18 protein-coding genes are annotated in these 20508 nt (G+C 69.0%); 5 read left to right on the forward strand and 13 right to left on the reverse strand.

Annotated features, from left to right (window positions below; genetic code table 11):
• Nucleotides 1–227 precede the first annotated feature (227 nt).
• Genes B9G49_RS07100 through B9G49_RS07110 form a run of 3 tightly spaced genes read right to left on the reverse strand, consistent with a single transcriptional unit; the run spans nt 228 to nt 5289 of the window.
• Complete coding sequence (locus tag B9G49_RS07100) at nt 228–1214, reverse strand: ScpA family protein (protein ID WP_086215924.1); 987 nt, start codon at nt 1212–1214, stop codon at nt 228–230.
• Nucleotides 1207–4788: a chromosome segregation protein SMC gene (gene smc / locus B9G49_RS07105; protein WP_086215898.1), complete on the reverse strand. Its 3582-nt coding sequence runs from the start codon at nt 4786–4788 to the stop codon at nt 1207–1209. Before smc ends, B9G49_RS07100 begins: the two co-directional genes overlap by 8 nt.
• Nucleotides 4789–4806: 18 nt before the next feature.
• Entirely contained in the window at nt 4807–5289 is a 483-nt protein-coding gene (locus tag B9G49_RS07110; protein ID WP_049931492.1) for a hypothetical protein, read from the reverse strand.
• A gap of 178 nt (nt 5290–5467) precedes the next feature.
• Between B9G49_RS07110 and B9G49_RS07115 the strand changes: the two genes are divergently transcribed.
• From B9G49_RS07115 to ftsZ, 3 genes are all read left to right on the forward strand, one after another.
• Nucleotides 5468–6106, forward strand: a complete 639-nt coding sequence (locus B9G49_RS07115; protein WP_086215899.1) for a zinc ribbon domain-containing protein — start codon at nt 5468–5470, stop codon at nt 6104–6106.
• A gap of 214 nt (nt 6107–6320) precedes the next feature.
• Nucleotides 6321–6500, forward strand: coding sequence for a ribbon-helix-helix domain-containing protein (locus B9G49_RS07120; RefSeq protein WP_006111915.1), 180 nt, complete (start codon nt 6321–6323; stop codon nt 6498–6500).
• 4 nt (nt 6501–6504) lie between these two features.
• Nucleotides 6505–7755: a cell division protein FtsZ gene (gene ftsZ / locus B9G49_RS07125; protein ID WP_049931490.1), complete on the forward strand. Its 1251-nt coding sequence runs from the start codon at nt 6505–6507 to the stop codon at nt 7753–7755.
• A 66-nt stretch (nt 7756–7821) separates the two neighbouring features.
• On the opposite strand, the gene B9G49_RS07130 is transcribed toward ftsZ, so the two are convergent.
• A complete protein-coding gene (locus B9G49_RS07130) occupies nt 7822–8814 on the reverse strand; it encodes a TIGR00269 family protein (protein ID WP_086215900.1) in 993 nt (330 codons plus the stop codon).
• A gap of 709 nt (nt 8815–9523) precedes the next feature.
• Here B9G49_RS07130 and B9G49_RS07135 point away from each other — a divergent pair.
• Entirely contained in the window at nt 9524–10042 is a 519-nt protein-coding gene (locus B9G49_RS07135) for a DUF4442 domain-containing protein (protein WP_049931488.1), read from the forward strand.
• Between the two features lie 30 nt (nt 10043–10072).
• Here B9G49_RS07135 and B9G49_RS07140 read toward each other — a convergent pair whose 3' ends face one another.
• The 4 genes from B9G49_RS07140 to B9G49_RS07155 form a co-directional block, all read right to left on the reverse strand.
• On the reverse strand, nt 10073–10831 hold the full coding sequence (locus B9G49_RS07140; RefSeq protein WP_086215901.1) for a response regulator: 759 nt from the start codon (nt 10829–10831) through the stop codon (nt 10073–10075).
• Nucleotides 10832–10909: 78 nt separating this feature from the next.
• Nucleotides 10910–11863 (reverse strand): alpha/beta fold hydrolase, encoded by a 954-nt coding sequence (locus B9G49_RS07145; protein WP_086215902.1) that lies wholly within the window; start codon nt 11861–11863, stop codon nt 10910–10912.
• 90 nt (nt 11864–11953) lie between these two features.
• Entirely contained in the window at nt 11954–13129 is a 1176-nt protein-coding gene (meaB, locus tag B9G49_RS07150; protein ID WP_049931485.1) for a methylmalonyl Co-A mutase-associated GTPase MeaB, read from the reverse strand.
• Entirely contained in the window at nt 13130–13549 is a 420-nt protein-coding gene (locus B9G49_RS07155) for a cobalamin B12-binding domain-containing protein (RefSeq protein ID WP_049931484.1), read from the reverse strand.
• A 125-nt stretch (nt 13550–13674) separates the two neighbouring features.
• Between B9G49_RS07155 and B9G49_RS07160 the strand changes: the two genes are divergently transcribed.
• Nucleotides 13675–14607, forward strand: coding sequence for a VOC family protein (locus B9G49_RS07160; RefSeq protein ID WP_086215903.1), 933 nt, complete (start codon nt 13675–13677; stop codon nt 14605–14607).
• 52 nt (nt 14608–14659) lie between these two features.
• Here B9G49_RS07160 and B9G49_RS07165 read toward each other — a convergent pair whose 3' ends face one another.
• The 5 genes from B9G49_RS07165 to B9G49_RS07185 form a co-directional block, all read right to left on the reverse strand.
• Nucleotides 14660–15712 carry a sodium:calcium antiporter gene (locus B9G49_RS07165; protein WP_086215904.1) on the reverse strand — a complete coding sequence of 351 codons (1053 nt, stop codon included), beginning with the start codon at nt 15710–15712 and terminating at the stop codon, nt 14660–14662.
• Between the two features lie 155 nt (nt 15713–15867).
• Nucleotides 15868–16701, reverse strand: coding sequence for a phosphate ABC transporter ATP-binding protein PstB (gene pstB, locus B9G49_RS07170; protein WP_086215905.1), 834 nt, complete (start codon nt 16699–16701; stop codon nt 15868–15870).
• 1 nt (nt 16702) lies between these two features.
• Nucleotides 16703–18469 (reverse strand): phosphate ABC transporter permease PstA, encoded by a 1767-nt coding sequence (gene pstA, locus B9G49_RS07175; protein ID WP_049931480.1) that lies wholly within the window; start codon nt 18467–18469, stop codon nt 16703–16705.
• On the reverse strand, nt 18469–19443 hold the full coding sequence (gene pstC / locus B9G49_RS07180) for a phosphate ABC transporter permease subunit PstC (protein ID WP_049931479.1): 975 nt from the start codon (nt 19441–19443) through the stop codon (nt 18469–18471). Before pstC ends, pstA begins: the two co-directional genes overlap by 1 nt.
• Nucleotides 19444–19499: 56 nt before the next feature.
• A complete protein-coding gene (locus B9G49_RS07185; RefSeq protein ID WP_049931478.1) occupies nt 19500–20492 on the reverse strand; it encodes a PstS family phosphate ABC transporter substrate-binding protein in 993 nt (330 codons plus the stop codon).
• Nucleotides 20493–20508 lie beyond the last annotated feature (16 nt).

The following is a 20508-nucleotide window of genomic DNA, read 5'->3' on the forward strand; positions in this document are numbered from 1 at the left end:
GAATAGCTGCCCGCCAATCGGCGGCGAACGCCTCCGAAGCCCCAGCCGTGAGGCGGGCAGAGGCGACGTAAGCACCGCAGGAGCGAGTGAAACGAGCGACGAGGAGCGCAGAGAGCGTCTGCCCGCCTCACGGCTGGGGCTTCGGAGGCGTTCGCCGCCGATTGGCGGGCAGCTATTCACTACAGAACGGCGACATCACTGGGGACGGTTCCCTCCCTAGAAACGTATTAGTCCGCGATCGCTTCCGACTCGGCGGTCATCGCAGACGGGTCCTTCACCCAGAGGTCGCCGAACAGGTCGTCCTGCTGGAGGCGGACCGAGCCGCGGTGGGCCATGAACAGCAGCGCGAGGTACGTCATGAACGGGCGGCCGCCGGCGCTCTCGATCTCCGCGAACAGCACTTCCGTGCGCCCGCGGTCGAAGTGCGTCCGGAGGACGCCGTCGATCTCCACGATCACCTCCTCGATGTCCTCGTCGTGGGTGCGGTCGGTCGCCTCGCCCGCGGTCGGCTCGCCGTCCTGCCGGAACTCGTCGCCGGCGCGGTAGTCGAGCGTCTGCGTGCCGCGGGCGTGGCCGTGCGGCGACTCCGAGGTGTCGTACTCCCGGGAGTCCTTCCACCACGAGCCGCGCTCGGCCTCGCGCAGTTCCCGCACGAGCTCGTCGAGCGTCTCCGGCGACCCGCGAGTGTTCTTCCGGTCGAGCCGGCGGTCGATCTCGGCCTCCAGCTTGTCGACCGGGTCGAACCCGTCGGCGGCCGGGTCGGGCGCGCCGCCCTCCATCGCGACCTCCCACGGCTCTGGCTCCGGCTCCTCGTCCTCGTCGTCGTCCGCCAGCATGCCGTCGCTTTTCATCCGGAGGAGGACGCTGGCGTAGAACAGCGCCCGGCCGGTCGTTCGGAGGTCCGTCTCGTCGAGCTTCTCCAAGAAGGCGTCCGTCACTTGGACGATGTCGATGTCCCACGGTTCGATCTCGCCCTCCTCGGCGAGCTGGACGAGGAGCTCGACTGGCTCGACCTCGTCGTCGTCGGTCTCGTCCGGCGGTGCGACATCGGGCACGTCCGACGGTGAGACGTCGGGCACGTCCAAATCGGGCGCGCCGGTCGACTCCGCCTCGTCTCCGGACGCGTCGTCCGTGAACGGGGCCGCGCCGTCGCGGTCGCTCGTCAGGTCGAGGTCCGGGACGCCGCCGGCGGCCCCGTCGCCCTTCTCAGTCATCCGCACTCACCTCCTCGTCGGCGTCGTCGCCGAACTGCATCCCGGTCACCGCCGAGAGGTTGTCGCCCTGCATCGTGACGCCGATGGCGCGGTCTGAGCGCTCCAACAGCGCCGCGCGGTGGCCGACGACGACGAACTGCGCCTCCTCGGCCAGCTCCTCTATCATCTCGCCGACGCGCTCGGCGTTGACGGCGTCGAGGAAGGCGTCGATCTCGTCAAGCGCGTAGAACGGCGCGGGGTTGTGGCGCTGAACGGCGAAGATGAAGGACAGGGCGGTGAGCGACTTCTCCCCGCCGCTCATCGCGTCGAGCCGCTGGACCGGCTTGTCCGCGGGCTGGGCCTTCATAGTCAGCCCCTCCTCGAACGGGTCCTCGGGGTTCTCCAAGACGAGCTCCCCCGTCCCGGCCGAGAGGCGTGCGAAGATGTCCTCGAAGTGGTCGTTGATCGACTCGAACGTCTCCATGAACGTCTCCTTCTTCGCCGCCTCGTACCCCTCGATGCGTTCCTCGATGGCGTCGCGCTCCTCGACGAGCACGTCCCGGCGCTCCCGGAGCTCGTCGAGCGCGGCCTCGACCTCCTCGTACTCGTCGATCGCGAGCATGTTCACCGGCTCTAACGCCTCCATCTCGGTCTCCAGCTCCTCGATCCGCGACTCCACCTCGTCGAGGTCGGGGATCTCGTCGGCCTCGTAGGCGCCGACCTGCGACTCTAACTCGTCGATCTCCCACTCCAAGCGGTCGCGGCGGTCGGTGAGGTCCGACAGGTCCGACTCGGCCTCGGCGACGAGCGACCGCTGCTCGTCGCGCGCCTGCGTCGCCTCGCGGATCTCCTCGCGGAGTTCCTCGCGGTCGCTTTTCAGCGCCGAGAGCTCTTCTTCGAGGTCGGCGATCGCCTCCTTCTTCGCTTCGAGCTCCGCCTCCCTCTCCTCGATCGCCGCCTCGTGGTCGGCGATCGCCTCCTCGGCCTCCGCCTTCGCGTTCTGGGCCTCCTCGACGTCGTCGTGGAGGTCGTCGAGCGCGTCCTCGGCGTACCCCTTCTCTAACTCCAGTTCGTTGATCCGGCCGTCGAGCGAGCTCATGCGGTCGTCGAGGTCGCCGATCTCGGCGCGGATCTCGTCGGCGCGCTCGGAGAGCTCGGGGATCTTCGAGTCGGCGAGTTCGGCCTCGATCTCGTCGATCTCGGCCGCGAGCTCGTCGATCTCCGCGTCCGTCTCCGCCAGCTCCTCGTCTAACGCGGTCATCTCCGCGTCGACCGACTCGCGTTCCGCCTCCAGCTCCTCCAGTTCGGCCCCTAGCTCCTCGATCCGGGCTTCCGCCTCCGCGAGGTCGTCTTCTGCGCGCTCGACGTCCGCCTCCAGCGACCGGACGCGCTCGGCCGCGTCGGCCTTCCGGTCGCGCGCGTCCTCGATGTCGTCGTCGAGCGCGTCGATCTCGGACTGGACCGACCGGCGCTCGTCTTCGAGTTCCGAGATCTCCGTCGCGAGCCGTTCGATCTTGCCGCCGCCGGACTTCGTGAACGAGTAGCGGGAGCCGCCGCCGGAGCCGCCGGTCATCGCGCCCGACTTCTCGACGAGGTCGCCGTCGAGGGTGACCATCCGGTAGTCGCCCATCAGATCGCGGGCGGTCGCCATGTCCTCGACGACGAGCGTCGAGCCGAGCACGTACGAGAAGATCGACTCGTACTCGGCGTCGTAGTCGACGAGGTTCCGCGCGAAATCGACGACGCCCGGCAGCGAGGGTTTCCGCGGCAGGCTCCGGTCGTCCATCTCCGTGACGGGGAGGAACGTCGCCCGGCCCGCGTTGCGCCGCTTGAGGTAGTCGATACAGGTCGAGCCGACGCCGTCGTCGTCGACGACGACGTTCGCCAGCCGCCCGCCGGCCGCGGTCTCGCAGGCTTCGGCGTACTGGGCTTCGACAGAGGCGAGTTCGCCGACCGCGCCGTGGACGCCGTCGATGCCGCCGTTCTTCACCTCGGTGACCGCCCGGGGCCACGAGGCGTCGCCGCGCTGGTCGGCCGCCGCCTCCAGCTTGGCGTACTCGTTCTGCTTCTCGCGGAGGGTGTCCTCGATCGCCTCGAGGCGCTCCTCTGCTTCCGCCTTCTCGGCGAACAGGTCGGCGACCGCGTCCTCGATGGTCGCCTGATTCTTCTCGGCCTTGTCGAGCTCCCCTTTCAGCTCGGAGATCCGCGCTTTGTGTTCCGGGAGCGACTCCCGGGCCTCCTCCAGCTCCTCGCGAGCCTCGCTCACCGCGTTCGAGCGGCGGCGGGCCTCGTCGAGCAGCCGGTCTTTCTCGCGTTGCGTCTCGTTTTTTTCCTCGCGGAGCGACTCGATCGCCTCCTTCTTCTCCGACAGCTCGGCCTTCAGCTCGTCGAACTCGGTGTCGGCACCCTCGATCTCCGCCTCGACGTCGGCCAACTCGGAGCGCTTCGTCGCCAACTCCGATTTCACCGACGCCTTCTCCACTTTCGTCTCGCGGATCTCGCCTTCCAACTCCTCGATTGTCTCCTCCTTGCGGTCGATCTGGACGAACGCCTGCCGGCGGTCGTTCTCGGCGGACTCGGCGCGCGACTCCGCCGACTCGATCCTGTCTTCCAGCCGCGAGATCCCGCCTTTGATCTCCTCGATCTCCGAGCGGATCTCGATCTGCTCGTCTTCGCCCTTCGTCTCGATCTCGTGGTTGAGGTCTTCGAGGTCCTCCTCCAGCCGGGTGAGCTTCCCCTGTCTGGCGTCGAGTTCCGCGCGGAGCTCACCGAGGTCCGCCTCGGCCTCGTCGATGTCGGCCTCGACGGTCGCGAGCGCGTCGCGCTTCTCCTCCAGCTCGGAGGCCTTGCGGAACCCGCGGTACTCCTCTAACTCGTCGCGGAGCTCCTGGTACTGGAGGGCGGTCTCGCGCTCGTCGGAGAGCCGGTCGAGCCGGTCCTCCTTCTCGCCGATCCGGAGGTCCGCCTCGCCGATGCGGTCCTCGACGGTGTCGAGCTCCTCGTAGGCGGCCTCCTTCTTTTCGTCGAACTCGGCGACGCCCGCGATCTCGTCGATTATTCCCCGCCGCTGGTAGGGGGTCATATTGATGATCTCGGTGACGTCGCCCTGCATGACGACGTTGTACCCCTCCGGCGTCACGCCCGCGGCCGCGAGCAGATCCTGAACGTCCGAGAGGTTCACCGAACGGCCGTTGAGGTAGTAGTACGAGTAGTAGTTGTCCTCGGTCTCCTTGACGCGCCGCTTGATCGTGATCTCGGAGACGTCGCCGACGTTCTCCGTGCCGGCCGCGGAGACGACCTGCGACCGGTCGAGGGTCCCGTCCTCGTTGGAGAGAACCACGGTCACCGAGGCCTCGTTCGGCCCGTCGGCGGCCTCGCCGTCGTCGTGGCCGGGGTTGTAGATGAGGTCGGTGAGCTTCTTGGCGCGGATCCCGCGAGTGCGGGCGAGGCCGAGCGCGAACAGCACGCCGTCGATGATGTTCGACTTCCCCGAGCCGTTCGGGCCGGTGACGACCGTGAAGTCCTCGTAGAAGGGGATCCTCGTCGTTCGCCCGAAGCTCTTGAACCCGTCCAGAACGACTTCAGTGATGTGCATGTGGTCGGAGGCGACCGGTTACGCGACGATGATGTCGTCGCCCTCGCTCGACTCGCCCTCGTCGTCCTCGGCGGGCTCCTCGGCCGCCGCGTCGGCGTCGGGCGTCGTCGCCGACTGCTCGGGCACGATGACGTCCTCACCGTCGCTCGCGGCGTCCGCGCTGGCCGCGTCCGCCCCGTCGGACGACTCCTCGACGGACTCGAAGACGTCGACGTGGTCGTCGGAGTGGGTCGTCCGCTCGCCGCCGGACGCCGAGTCGTCCCCGGCCTCCTCGGCCGCGGGGTCGTCTCCCGCCGAGCGATCGGCCGCGGGCTCGGCGTCGGACGCACTCGCCTCGGCGCCGGCCGCCGGGCCGGCGGCGTCGGCCTCGACCGCGACCGACCGCTCGTCTTCGAGCTGTCGGACGCGTTCCTTCATCTCGACGAGCTCCTCGGTGAGCCCGTTGACCGCCGCCTGTAGCTCCGCGACCTGCCGTTCGAGGTCCTCGACGCGGTTACTCATTATATTCACGCATGCTCGCGCGACGCGTATAAATCTGCGTCAGACACATGTGTGACCAAATACCACGATCGGGGGCGAACGCCGCGGCGTATCGACGTTCGGCCAAACATTTCGGATTCGGTAAACGTGTCAGACAACGGGGGAAGATACTTGTACCGACCGGCGGTACGAGTCCGGTATGAGCAAGATCACCTTCCGGGCGGACGACGACCTCGTCGACCGGCTGGAAGCGTGTGACGCCTCCAAGAGCGAGGTGATGCGGGAGGCGCTCCGGACACACCTCGACGAGGTCGACGCGGAGGACGGCGCGTCCGACGCGTCCGACGCCGCGGCCGGGAGCGTCGACGACGCCCTCGCGGACCGCGTCGACGAGCTGATCGCGGAGCGGCTCGACACGGCGCTCGACGAGCGGCTCGGCTCGGCGGACAGCGCCGGTCTACCCGCGTACGCGCCCGGCGGCGCCGGCGGCGCCGGCGACGTCAACGTAAACGTCACGCTCGACGCGCCGTCAGCCGGGTCGAGCGAGCCGGCGGAGGCCGTCAGTGTGGCGCGTGAGACGGCCGAGGCGGCGGACTCGGGCGGACGTAAGACGGAGGATAGCGTCGGTGCCCGGAACCGTGAGGCGCAGACGGGCGAAAGTGCTTGCGGTGGCTGCGGCGAGGTCGTCCCGCGAGAGCACGTGTACTGCCCGAACTGCGGAGAAAAGCAGTCGCACAGAGCGTTCTGCGAGTGCGGTGACGAGATCCGGACGGACTGGGCGTTCTGCCCTGGCTGCGGTCGGCGGACCCCGGCCGCAGACGTATTGAAAGACAGGTAACAGGTTGTAAGCGCTCAAATCCGTCGAAATCGACCGACTCAGCGGTCTGTCTTACAACGTCCGATAGTTTTATATTGGTAGCCTCGGTGATTTGAGTTGCGTAAGACGGTCGTCTTACAACGGGCGTCCGGCTCGGGGCACGGCCCCCTGCCCGGGCGGCTCCGAACTGTAAGACACACGCGTCGCGTGTTCGCCGTCTTACCGGGGGAATACAATGGAGCGTGTGACACTACGAATCCCGAAACAGCAGATCGACGAGGTCGAACAGATGGTGGAAACGGGCGAGTTCCCGAACCGGAGCGAGGCGATCCGGTCGGCCGTCCGAGACATGTTGAACGAACAGGACGGCGAGCGCGACGAGCGCGGCCGCAACCGCAGCTGGGCGAAGGTGTAAACTGATGCAAGATCTCGTTCAGGACGCCCTCGACAACGCGGAAGCGGAGAAACGCGACATGGACGTCGACATGGACGACGACGAGTTCGGGGACCCCCGGATCGTCATCGTCGGTGCCGGCGGCGCCGGGAACAACACGGTCAACCGGCTGTACAACATCGGCGTCGACGGCGCCGACACCGTCGCCATCAACACGGACAAACAGCACCTCAAGATGATCGAGGCCGACACCAAGATCCTCGTGGGCAAGTCGCTCACGCAGGGGCTCGGTGCCGGCGGCGACCCCAAGATGGGCGAGCGCGCCACGGAGATGGCGCAGGGGACGATCAAAGAGGTGCTCGGCGACGCGGACCTCGTCTTCGTCACCGCCGGCATGGGCGGCGGCACGGGCACCGGCGCCGCGCCCGTCGTCTCGAAGATCGCCAAAGAGCAGGGCGCCATCGTCGTCGGGATGGTGTCGACCCCGTTCAACGTCGAGCGCGCCCGCACGGTGAAAGCCGAAGAGGGGCTCGAAGACCTCCGGAACGAGGCCGACTCGATCATCGTCCTCGACAACAACCGCCTGCTCGATTACGTCCCGAACCTGCCGATCGGGAAGGCGTTCTCCGTGATGGACCAGATCATCGCGGAGACGGTGAAGGGGATCTCCGAGACGATCACCCAACCGAGCCTCATCAACCTCGACTACGCGGACATGTCGACGATCATGAACCAAGGCGGCGTCGCGGTCATGCTCGTCGGCGAGACGCAGGACAAGAACAAGACCCAAGAGGTGGTCAACGACGCGATGAACCACCCGCTGCTCGACGTCGACTACCGCGGCGCCTCCGGCGGGCTCGTCCACATCACTGGCGGCCCGGACCTCACGCTGAAGGAGGCCGAGGGAATCGCGAACAACATCACCGAGCGGCTGGAGGCGAGCGCGAACGTGATCTGGGGCGCACGCATCCAGGAGGAGTACAAGGGGAAGGTGCGCGTCATGGCGATCATGACGGGCGTCCAGAGCGCGCAGGTACTCGGCCCCTCCACCCAGAAGCAGGCCGACAAGTCACGGGCGGCGGTCAACGCCGACGACCTCGGCGACTCGCGCTCCCGGGCCGCCGAGGCGAACGAGGCAGCAGGCGGTGCGGGCGGCGCAGGCGGCGCGGGCAACAGGGGCGAGCCGGCGGTCTCCGGCGGCACCGACCGCGGCTGGGAGTCCGACGGCGGCAGCGACCAGATCGAGAAGAACAACGGACTCGACGTCATCCGCTGACCCTCGGTCGTCCGGGGATCGACCGCGGTCGACTTTTTCCGACGCGCCGGCGCGCGTCTTCCGCGCTCAGACGGCTTCGATCGATTCTAGCAGCCGGCACTTCCGACAGACGTCGCGACTCGTCTGCGAGCCGCAACGCTCGCACTCGCGGAGGGCGGAGCTCTCGCCGTCGGCGTCGTCTCCCTTCTCGCCGTCCCCGCGGTAGGCGTCGGCCGCGAGCGCGGACAGTTCCTCGTAGCCGGCCATGATCGAGTGGCGCGCGCCGGGGTGGTTCTCCTCTAAGGCGTGGATCGTCGACTGGATCTCGCCGCGGTACGCCTCCTCGGCGTGGGGGCACTCCGCCATGTGCGTGGGGAGGTCGCGGACGTGGCAGTACAGCGCGATCTCCTTTTCGGGCACGTCGCGGAGCGGCTTGGCACGCGGGACGAACGCGTCGGTGTCCCCGCGCTCGTCGAAGGGCCCGAGCGAGGCGTCGAAGTGTTTCGCGACCTGCCGCACGTCGCCTTCGAGGAAGTTCATCATGGCGGTCTGCGCCTCGTCGTCGAGGTTGTGTCCGGTGAGCAGCTTGTCCGCGTCGAACTCGGCGGCGTAGTTCTCCAGCAGGTCGCGGCGGAACACGCCGCAGTACGCGCAGGCCGCCATATTCTCGGGGTCGTCTTCGACCACGTCGTCCATCCGCACGTCGAACTCCTCCTCGTAAGACACGAGTTCGTGGCGCATGGAGAGGTCGTCGGCCAGCTCCACGCAGGCGTCCACGCTCGCGTCGCGGTACCCCTCGATCCCCTCGTGGATCGTTAAAGCGAGCATCTCCACGCGGGGGTCCTTCCCGAACACGTCGTCCAGGATCGTCGTCAGGGCGACGCTGTCTTTCCCGCCGGAGAGGCCGATCACCCAGCGGTCGGGGTCGTCGGGGGTCGCGTCCGGGTCGAGGAGGCCGTCCTCGCGGACCCGACGCTTCACGCGCTTCTCGACCGACTGCCGGAGGTGTTCGCCGCAGAGGTGCGCCCCGGAGTAGGCGGCGTGGTGGATCGCGTCGGCCCCGCACTTGTCGCACTCCATCGGTGTCGGGTTGCGGTCGCGCGGGGATACCCGTTTCGGGCCAGCTACGCGAAGAGAGTAGTGAGACGGGGCGGCGGCGACGCCGGCGCAAACGATTCCGAGAGCCCGACCGTTCGCTCGGGAGTGGCGGAATACGGATTGGTCGAAACCGCCTCCGAGGCCCCAGCCGCGAGGCCCCGCATCTCACGCCTCCCCAGCCTCGTCGCCGGCTGCCAGAGGCGCGTCGCGCCTCGCTCCCGCTCACGCCCCGCGGGCGTTCGCGGCGTCCCTCGGGCGTGCTCCTCGCGGCCTGTCGGCCGCTCGCAGGCACTCGCCGTTGAGATCCGCGTAAACGCGTGTTAGACGCCAGTGATCCACGACTGAAGCCCTGTCTCTTACCCACAAGTTCACCGAGTCCCAAACAGACGTTTCAGACGCTGTCGAACCAAATCTATTCTCGAGAGATCGAGGTGAGGAGCGATTCGGACGGTGATATCGGCAGTGGGGGGTTGTTGAATGTGGTAAACGAGATCAGCAAAATCGTCCCATGGGAGTGTTAAGTCTGTAGATATCGAGGTTTCAACCGGATTTATTGACTTCGACAACGACTCGATTTGTGGGTAAGAGACAGGACTGAAGTCGTGGGATTCCTCCCTGTTCCTCTGTGAAACCCCGGACGCGTTGTCGCCGGTTCCGACACCGGTTTGCCGGCGGAACCCCCCGAATCGGCGTGACCGATTCCCCGACCGGGGTCGACCGCGATCCCGACCCGCGACCGCTTCGCGAGGACCCGCCGGCGGAGAGCCGCCGGACCCGGCTCTGGCGGTACGGGTTCAACCTCCTGCCCGCGTACCGGGGGACCGGGGCGCGCGTCGACCACATCGCCGCCGGGTGGCGGTACGTCCGGATTCGGGTTCCGCTGAACTGGCGCACCCGGAACGCGGTCGGCACAATCTTTGGCGGCAGTATCTACGCCGCGATCGACCCGGTGTACATGATGATGCTCCGCCGCGTCCTCGGCGACGGGTTCACCGTGTGGGACAAGTCGGCGGCGCTGGAGTTCATCGAGCCGGGTCGCGACACGCTGTACGCGGAGTTCGAACTGCCGTCCAACGAAACCGAGGCGATCCGCGAGGAACTCGACCCGGGCGAGTCGACCGACCGCGAGTACCTCGTCTCGCTCGTCGACGAGGACGGGGGGGTCCACGCGGCCTGCGAGAAGACGCTGTACGTCCGCCGCGACGAGTGAGGAGCCGTCGCGAGCCGGCGGCGGGTCGGCTCAGTTGTCGGCGGCGCGTCCGACGGCGTCGAGCGGCGACACCGAGATGACCAGCCGGTCGTCCGCGGTGGTGCTCACCATCTTCGACTCGGCGAACCGGCTGCCGTCCGCCCGGAGCCCCGTGCTCGTCCCGCTCCACCGCTCGCCGCCGGTTACGGCCGGGATGATGTGGGTGCGGATGTGCTCGACTTCGTCGGCGGGGTGGAGCCGCTGCCACGGCTCACCTTCGAGCTCCTCGGGGTCGTACCCGTACAGCTCGCCGTACTCCTCGCCGACGAACTCGAAGGTGCCGTCCGGTCCCACGGTACAGACGCCGTCGAGCGCGACGTCCGAGGGGCGGCCGTCGTCGAAGCCGGCGTCGAGGCGCCCGCGCTCGCCCGCCTCGGCGCGTTTGACGCGGCGGAGCAGTGCGGTGTAACCGTCCGCGCCCCCGTGTTTCGAGACGTAGTCGCTGACGCCTGCGCGGACCATCTCGGCCGCGATCTCGTCGGGACCGGTCGCCGAGAACAGCAGGAACGGGAGCTCCGGCTCGGCCTCGCGCGCCGCCGAGAGCAGTTCGACGCCGGTGAGGCCGGGCATGTCGTAGTCGCTGACGACGCAGTCGAACGACTCGCGCTCGACGCGGCGGAGCGCCTCGCGGGGGTCCGTCTCGGCCGCCGTCTCGCAGCCGAGGTCGTCGTCTCGTTCGAGGTGCGTCGCCACGAGCCGGGCCAGCCCCGGTTCGTCGTCGACGCACAGGAGGCGAAACGTGTCCGTCATTGCGAGTCCTCGGGGAGTGGCGTACTTATCCGTGACCGTTCGATATTCAGGGCTGAGAATCGCGGACGAGACCGGTCGTTACGCGGTCGCGCCGGCGACGAGCGCCTCCTCGACCGTCTCGACGAAGCGGTCGGGGTGTTCGACGTGCGGGAGCAGCCGCGCGCGGTCGAAGACGACGAGGCGCGCGTCGGCCGCGTCCGCGAGTTCGCGGCCGTCCGTCAGGGGGCTCACGGTCGCCTCTCGGCCCCAGACGATCGTCGGGGGCACGTCGAGGTCGGCGAGCGCGGCCGCGAGGTCGATCTCGCTGTTGAGCGTCCCGGAGACGAACGACGCGGGCGCGAAGCGCGCGTTCTCGACGTGGGTCGTGCGCCACTCGTAGTCGGTCCACTCCGCGCTCGGGTTCGCCGGGTCGTCGTAGCCGTGGTCGGCGTTGAAGTACCGTATCGACGGCTTCGCCGTGATGGCGTTGAACAGCGCCCGGCCGACGAGCGGCGCGCGGAGCAGTTCGCGGAGCCACCCCTTCGCCGGACTCGGCCCCGCGGTCGCGGTGGGACAGACGGCGAGGAAGCCGCTCAGCTCGACCCCGCCGTCCGCGTCGCCGTCGTCGACCGCGGCGGCCGCGTACGCCGCCGACAGCGAGGAGGCGACGACCGCGGGCTCGTCGAACTCGGCGAGGAAGTCGTGAACGAAGTCCTCGTACAGCGCCGCGGAGTACCGGAGCGGCGGCCGGTCGGAGCGGCCGTACCCCGGGAAGTCGGGCGCGACGACGTGGTACTCGTCGGCCAGGTCGTCGAACACCGCGCGCCACTCGCCGGAGGAACCGGCGGCGTTGATCCCGTGGAGCAACACGAGGTCGGGGTCGTCCGGATCGCCCGCCTCGGTGTACGCGACGTCCATCCCGCGCCAGCGGAAGAGGCCGTCGTCGCCGTCGAGCGGGGGCTCCAGTTCGCCCTCGTAGCGGAGGCCGGTGTTGAGCGCGGCGAGCGCGCCGACGCCGAGGACGGCGCCGCCGAGGAGGTTCCTGAGCTTCATACAAACTGTTGGTTCGCTGGCGACTTATACTCGTGGGACGCGGCGGAACGCCGCCCCTCGGAGCGGGCCGGGCGTTCGGGGAACCGCCCGTCAGTCGCCGGCGTCGCCGTCCGCGGCCTCGTCGACGCAGTCGGCGATCGGACCGACGATCGCCTCGGCGACCGCGTACGGGTCCGTCTCCCGGTCGCGGACGCGCTCCGCGAGCCGGTCGATCCCGCCGTGCCGTTCGATCTCGGCGGTCGCGAGCGACCCCACGTCCGCCCGCACGAGCGTGCGGATCTCCTCGGCGTACCGGCGCCGCTCCGTCGCCGCGATCCGACCGGACTCCCGGAGGTAGGCCGCGTGCGCGTCGAACGTCTCGATCAGCGCCGCCACGCCCTCGCCGGTGTTCGCGACGGTCTCTAACACGTCGGGCGTCCACGACCCGTCGGAATCGCCCGCGTGCGGATCGGACCCGCTGTGTCCGGACCCACCCGCGCGGTCGCCGTCGCCGTGATCGGACGACGAGCCCCCGGCGCCGGTCGGGGCCGTCGAGGTCGCGCCGTGGTGGCCGGCGTCGCGTCCGGTCGTACCGCCCTCGCGGCGGTGGACCATCTCCTCTAGCTCGGCGACGGTCCGCTGTGCGCCGTCCATGTCGGCCTTGTTGACGACGAACACGTCGCCGATCTCGAGGATGCCGGCCTTCAGCGTCTGGACGTCGTCGCCGGAGCCGGGCTGGACGAGCACCGCGACCGTGTCGGCCGTGCGGACCACGTCCACCTCGTTCTGTCCGGCGCCGACGGTCTCTAACACGACCAAGTCCTTCCCGAAGGCGTCGAGCGCCTTCACGGCGTCCGCGGTCGCCGTCGAGAGTCCCCCGAGCTGACCGCGCGCGCTCATCGACCGGAAGAACACGTCCATGTCGCCGACGTTCGACCCCATCCGGATACGGTCGCCGAGGACGGCGCCGCCGGTGTACGGCGAAGAGGGGTCGACCGCGATCACGCCGACCGTGTCGCCGCGCTCGCGGTAGGCGGCGGCGAGCTTGTCGACGAGCGTCGACTTCCCGGCGCCGGGCGAGCCCGTGATCCCGACCACGTCCGCGCCGCCGGTGTGCTCGTGGAGCGCGGAGACGATCGCCCGGTAGCCCGGCGTCCGGTTCTCGATCTTGGTGATCACGCGGGCGAGGGCGCGGTGGCTCCCCGCGAGGAGGTCCTCGACGAGCGCGGCGTCCGCCTCGGAGAGCGTCGGCGCGTCGGCGACCGCGGATGCGTCCGGCCCGGCCATCTACGCGCGCTCCGGAACGTTGTTCCGGATGAACTCGATCGTCTCCTCCATCGGCGTCCCGGGGCCGAACACCTCGGCGACGCCGAGCTCCTTCAGGTCGTCCTCGTCCTCGTCCGGAATGATCCCGCCGACGAGGACGAGGGTGTCGTCGAACGCGTCGTACTCCTCAAGCCCCTCGATCACCTTCGGGACCAAGGTGTTGTGCGCGCCCGAGAGAATCGAGATGCCGAGCACGTCCACGTCCTCCTGAACCGCCGCCTGAACGATGTCCTCGGGCGCCCGGTGGAGCCCGGAGTAGACGACCTCGAAGCCGGCGTCGCGGAACGCCCGCGCGATCACGTGTGCGCCCCGGTCGTGGCCGTCGAGCCCCACCTTCGCGACCAGACACCGGACGGCCCGCTCCTGCTGTTCGGCACTCATGCCCCATGGTGGGTCACGTGCCCGCTTGATTCTAACGGAAGATAGGGAAGGTCCGAGCGGGGGACCCCCTCCGGTCCGGATCCGCCACCGACGCGTTGAACGCGCGGACGACCGTAGATCGTCTCGTGACCGACACCAACGACGGCGATTCCGCTACCGCCGCGAGCGACCGCGGAGGCGGCCTTCCGCCCAAAACGCGGATCGGCCGCGCGGCGCTCCGGGTCGCCGACCTCGACGAGGCGGTCGCGTTCTACCGCGACGTGGTCGGGCTCTCCGTCCTCGACCGCAACGACGGGCGCGCGACGCTCGGGGCGGGAGGGGCCCCGCTGCTCGTGTTGGAACGCGACGCCGACGCGCCGGACCGAGAGCGGAGCGACGCCCGGCTCTTCCACACCGCGTTTCGTGTTCCCTCGCGGGCCGCGCTCGGCGAGGCGCTGGCGCGCGTCCGGGAGGGGTGGCGCCTCGACGGCGCCTCCGACCACCTCGTCAGCGAGGCGCTGTACCTCGACGACCCGGAGGGAAACGGGGTGGAGATATACCGCGATCGGCCGCGGGAGGAGTGGCCCCGCACCGGGAGCGGAACGGCGCGGATGGCGACCGAACCGCTCGATATCGAAGGAGTCGCCGAGGCCGCCGGCGACGGGAGCGACGGCGGCGGAGTCGGCTCCGCCGCCCTCGTCGATCGCGCTCCCGCCGACACCGATTTGGGTCACGTACACCTCGAAGTGACCTCGCTGTCGGCGTTCGAGGCGGTGTACGTCGACGGACTCGGCTTCGCGACGGGGATGAGCGGCCCTGACGTCCGGTTCGTCGCGGCCGGCGGCTACCACCACCACCTCGGCGCGAACACGTGGCGAGGGCGGACGACGCCGGCCGGCGGGCGCGGGCTGGCGTGGTTCGAGGTGGTCGTTCCGGACGTGGCCGCGCTGGACGCGGTCCGAACGCGGCTCGACGCGGTCGCGGCCGAGGGCGACGCCGAGTTTGCGGTCGCCGAGCGCGACGACGGGATCGTAGTCACCGACACCGACGGCATCGAGGTCCGCGTTCTGACTGAGTAGTCGGTCCCGCGGGTCCGCTCAGTGGCCGGCCTCGGACCGGCTCACGAACCGCTCACCCGACGATCGTCCGGAGCGTCGACTCGGTCAGGAAGGCGGTGACCCCGAGCGCCTCGGTCGTCATCCACCCGAGGAACACCGCGTACATCGCGAGGAAGACGTACCCCTCCTCGGTCGATATCTCGAAGTCCGTCGCGGACAGCACCACGACGACGAGCGTCGTGTAAAACAGGAACAAAAGCAGCGGGACGGAGGTGAGGAAGCCGATCGACACCCCGCCGGCGAGGATGACGCCGATCGGCAGCGCCGCGACGAGGTTGAACGTGTTCGTCCCGAAGACGTTCGCGACCGCCGCCCGCTTGTCGCCCGCCTGCCCCATCTTCACGCCGACGAGGAGGTCCGGGAACGAGCTCATCACCGAGAGCACGGTCACGGAGATCAGGAACGGCGGCGCGCCGAGCGCGTCGGCGACCTGAAGCGTCATGCCGATCATCGACTCGACGCCGACGAGCACGACGGCCAGCCCGCCCGCGAACAGGCCGAGCTGCTTCGGGACGTTCGTCGACTCGGCCCGTTTCCGGTCCGACGCGCCGCTCTTGCCGCCGACGAGCAGGATGACGTACACGCCGTACAGTACCAACAGCCCGACGCCCATCTGCGGGGAGATCCGGGCGAGCTCCCGCCCGTCGGTCCCGAGGACGCCCAAGGCGATCACGCCGAAGAGGGCGAGGACCGCGACCGTGTAGAAGATGGCGTCGCGGTAGACGATCCCTTGCGTCGTCGCCGTGTCGCCGCTCGTGATGGCGACCGCGGCCGGGATGACCAAGATGTTGAACACCGCCGTACCGATGAGCGCCCCGGCGCCGACGCCGAACTCGCCGAGGACCAAGACGGAGATCACGATGATCGCGAGCTCGGGGAACGACGTGGCGGCCGCGACGATCAGCCCGCCCTGTACCGCCTGCGAGACGCCAAAGTGGTCGCTGATCTTCGAGGTCGTGGACTCGACGACGTTCGCGCCCTTCCACGTCAGGAGGAACCCGATCACGCCGAGCGCGATCCAGACGGCGAGCGGCTGGTCGCCGATGAGCTCGTAGAGTATCGTCACCGTGCGATCGGTACGCACGGAGCCGATTAGTGATTCCGGAAGCGCTCGGGTGGTCCGGCCGTCGGTGCGTCAGTCCGCCGGACGGCGCCCGCCGCGCGCGGCGACCGCACCGCGTCGGCGGCCGTTCCGGATCCCCGGGCGAATTTCGAGGAACGTTATCCGAACTTGCCCGTGATGTAGTCCTCGACGCGCTGCGCTTCGGGGTCCTCGAAGATCTTCGCCGTGTCGTCGTACTCGACCAGCTCGCCGCCGGTGAGGAACACGGCCGTCCGGTCGGAGATCCGGGCCGCCTGCTGCATGTTGTGCGTGACGATGATGACCGTGTACTCCTCCGCGAGGTCGTCGATCAGGTCCTCTATCTTCGAGGCCGCGACGGGGTCCAACGCGGAGGTCGGCTCGTCCATCAGGATGACCTCCGGGTCGGGTGCGATGGCCCGGGCGATACAGAGGCGCTGCTGTTGCCCGCCGGAGAGTTCGAGGCCCGAGGAGTCCAGCTGGTCTTTCACCTCGTCCCACAGCGCGGCGCCCTTCAGCGACTCCTCGACGCGCTCGTCGACGTCGCCGTCGAACCCCTGGATCTTCAGCCCGTACGCGACGTTGTCGCGGATCGACTTCGGGAACGGGTTCGGCTTCTGGAACACCATCCCGATCTTCCGGCGCAGGGCGACGGGGTCGACGTCGGCGTCGTACACGTTTTTGCCGCCGAACTCCACGTCCCCCTCGACGCGGCAGATCTCGATCATGTCGTTCATCCGGTTAATACACCGGAGGAACGTCGACTTCCCGCAGCCCGAGGGGCCGATGAGCGCGGTGACGCGCTCTTCGGGGATCTCCATCGTCACGTCGTCGATGGCCTGCTCGTCGCCGTAGTAGACGTTCAGGTTCCGCGCCGCCACCGCGGTGCCCGCGGCGGGCGCCGCGCTGTCGTCGTTCGAGTCCGCCTGTACCTCCGTCGTGATGAGCGAGTCGTCTGATGTGGTGTTACTCATGTTAGCTCCCCCGTTCCGCGCGGTTCCGCAGCAGAATCGCCGTCCCGTTCATGCCGACGAGGATGAGAAGTAGCGTGATAACGCCTGCGGCGACGACGCCGTAACGGAAGTCGGCCTGCGGGAAGCCGGCCCACGTGTAGATCTGCATCGGCATGGCGCTGAACCGACTGAACAGGCTGTCCGGCGCCCTGAACACGGTCGTCGCCGCGCCGATCATGATCAGCGGCGCCGTCTCGCCGATCGCGCGGCCGAGCGCGAGGATCGTCCCGGTGAGGATGCCCGGCATCGCCTCGGGCAGCACCACGTTCTTCGTCGTCTGCCAGCGCGTCGCGCCCATGGCGTCGGAGCCGCGCCGGAGGTCGTCCGGCACCGACCGGATCGCCTCCTGCGCGGAGATGATCGTGATCGGGAGGATGAGCAGCGACAGCGTCAGCGCCGCGGTCACCGCCGTCCCGATGCCGAGCCCGAGGAGGTTCGCGAACAGTCCCAGCCCGAGGAGCCCGTAGACGACCGACGGCACCGCCGCGAGGTTCGCGATGTTGACCTGGAGGATCCGCGTCAGCGTCCCGAGCGGCCCGGTCCCCGGCGTGTATTCCTCCAGGAAGACGGAGGTGCCGACCCCGAGCGCGAACGACAGCACGGCGACCAGCGCGATGATGATGACGGACCCGACGATGGCCGGATAGAGTCCGGCGTCCGACGGCGTCCGAGAGGGTGCCGCCGTGAGGAACGACCCGTCGAGCCACGGGTCGGGGGCCGGGAAGCCAAGTGCTCCGACGATCAGCGCGCCCAGGACCGCGCCCGCGGCGAGGAGCAGCGGGAGCCCGAGGCCGGCGAGACCCTCGCCGGCGTCGACGACGCGAGAGACGTACACCGCGGTCGGCACGCCGATCGAGACGAGCACGAGGAGGACCGTCGGGGAGGGCAGCCCGGCGCCGGGCGCCAGGAACCCCCCGGCAGTCGCGGCGGCGAGCGGGACGCCGCCGACGGCGGCCGCGGCGACGCGCCCCCGGCGGTCGGCAACGAGGAGCGCCCCCGCGACCGCGACCGGGACGGCGACCGTCCAGAGGTAGATGATCAGGTCCGACGGGTACGTCGGGATCACCTCGCGGAGGAACACCGCGGCGACCAGTCCGCCGAGGCCGACCGGCGCCGCCGCGGTCCGCGCTCGGGGCGTCGACCGTCGCCGCCCGAACGCGTACAGCCCGACGGCCGGGAGGACCCCGAGCGTGTACGCGAGGAACCACAGCAGCGGGTCGAACACGAGGAACAGCGTGCCGACCGCGAGCCCGACGGCGGCTCCGCCGACCAGCCGCCCGAGGAGTCCGAAGCCGACCGCGCCGACGCGGCCGCCGCTGCCGACGTACGCGAGGTACGCGGTGACCGGGGCCGCGACGACGAAGAGGTACGCGAGCTGCCAGTTGAGCCGCGGAATCGGCACGACGAGCGCCTCGATGGCGGTGAACAGCGCGGCGACGGCGACGAGGCCGCCGCCGAGCGCGCCGAGCGCGCGTCGGGTCACGGTCGGGTCGCTCGCGCTGTACAGGCAGAACGCGAGGAACGGGACGACGAGCGTGAGGAAGTACGTCAGCAGCCACTCCGGGCTCGCGTTCGCGAGATCGAAGGCGTCGATGGCGACGTACACGAGGAGCACGCCGAGCGCGACGAGGCCGAACACGCTCGCGCCCAGGGACAGGTACTCGAAGACGATTCCCCGGACTCGACTGACCTCGCCGAAGCCGTTCGCGTTCGCGTTGTCGGTCGCCATCAGTACTCCTCCCGGTAGCGTTGCGCGATGATATCACTGATCACGTTCATGACGAGCGTTACCGCGAACAGCGCGAGGCCGAGCGCGAACATGGAGTTGTACGGGAGCGTCCCGCCGGTGAGGTCGCCGCCGGTGATCTGGACCATCGCGACGGTGATGGTCATCCCGGACTCCAAGAGCACGTCGGCCGGGTTGACGAAGGGGATACCGAAGAGCGCCTCCCGGACCGCGGGCATCCGCGCCTGCGCGCCCATGGCGACGACGACGATCATCGTCTCGCCGATAGCGCGGGAGACGGCGAGGATGTACGAGGAGGCGATCCCGGAGATCGACGCCGGGACGACGATGCCGGTCGACACCTCGAACTTGGTCGCGCCGAGCCCGTAGCCGGCCTGCCGCAGCTCGTCGGGCACGGCGCTCATGGCGTCCTCGGAGATCGACGACACCATCGGGATCGTCATGATCCCGACCATGATCGACGCGGACAGGGCGTTGAACGTGCTCATCTCCGGGAACAGCGTCGCCTTCAGCGCCGGAGTGACGTACACGAGCGCGAAGTACCCGTACACGACCGTCGGGATCCCCGCGAGGATCTCCAACAGCGGTTTCAGGATCGACCGGGCGTTCGGGGTCGCGTACTCGCTGAGGTAGATTGCCGTGAGCGTCCCGATCGGGATCGAAATGAACGCCGCGGTGATCGTCACCGTGATCGTCCCGATGAGAAGCGGGATGATGCCGAACGCCTGCCCGCCGCCGGCCGGGTTCGGGCTCCAGTTGGTGCCGGTGAGGAACTCGGCGACCGAGATCGAGCGGAAGAACACCACCGCGTCCGACAGGAGCGTGACGAAGATTGCGGCCGTGGTGAGCAGGGTTATCGCCGCACACGCCGCGAACAGGCCGCCGTAGGTTCCCTCCTTCAGTCGTGTGAGTCCGCCCCGCCGCGACAGGTCGGGACTCTCTGTGCTGTCAGTCACGAACGGTGGGGTATCGAACGCTGTCGTAAATCAATACACCGGTTCATCGCGCCGGCTCAGCCCTGCGCCTGCTCGATCGCGTCTTCGAGCGTCTGCATCTGTTCCTCCTGCGTCTCCTCGGTGGCGGGCACGTAGCCGACGTCGTTGGCGACGAGCTCCTCGTTCGTCGTCTGTTCGACGAAGTAGCGGGCGAACTCGGCGATGTGCTCCTCGCCGAGTGACTCGATCGACGGGTAGGTGAAGAGGGGCCGCGAGAGCGGCGTGTACTCGCCCGACGAGGCGGTTTCGAGGCTCGGCTCGACCGGCCCGTCGCCGTCGTCGATGCCGAGGGCCTTCAGCTGGTCGGGGTTCTGGAAGTAGTACGCGAAGCCGAAGTAGCCGATCGCGTACGGGTCGCCGGAGACGCCCTGGGCGATCGTGTTGTCCTGCTCAGTCGCCTGATAGTCGCTGGTGTGGCCCTCCTCTTCGAGGATCGCCTCGATGAAGTAGTCGTACGTGCCGGAGGTGTCGGCGGCGCCGAAGCGGTTTATCTCCTCGTTCGGGAACTCGTCGCGGACCTCGTCCCACGTCTGGACGGGGTCGGACTTCCAGATCTGGGCGAGCTCCTCGGTCGTGAGCGAGTCGATCCAGTCGGCGTCGGGGTTGACGACGACCGTGAGCGCGTCGGTCGCCGCGATCAGCTCGACGTACTCGACGCCGTTCTCCTCGCATAGCTCCTCCTCCTCGGGCTGGATCGGGCGGCTCGCGTTGTTGAAGTCGGTGTCGCCCGTACAGAAGAAGTTCGAGAATCCGCCGCCGGACCCCGTCGAGCTGATGTCGGGGTCGACGCCGGGGTGCTGCTCGGCGAAGTCCTCCATGACCGCGCTCATCAGCGGGAACACCGTGCTCGAACCGGCGATGTTGATCGGACCGGAGAGCTCGTCGCCGCCCGAGCCGCCGTCTCCGCTCTGCGTACAGCCGGCGAGACCGAGCGCCCCGGCGCCAGCGATCGCCGCGAGCGATTTCCGCCGCGTGATTCCCGTTGCGTCCGCGTCGTGACTGGACTCCATTACGTGTGGGTGGACG

Source organism: Halorubrum sp. SD683 (assembly GCF_002135045.1).
Taxonomy (GTDB): domain Archaea; phylum Halobacteriota; class Halobacteria; order Halobacteriales; family Haloferacaceae; genus Halorubrum; species Halorubrum ezzemoulense.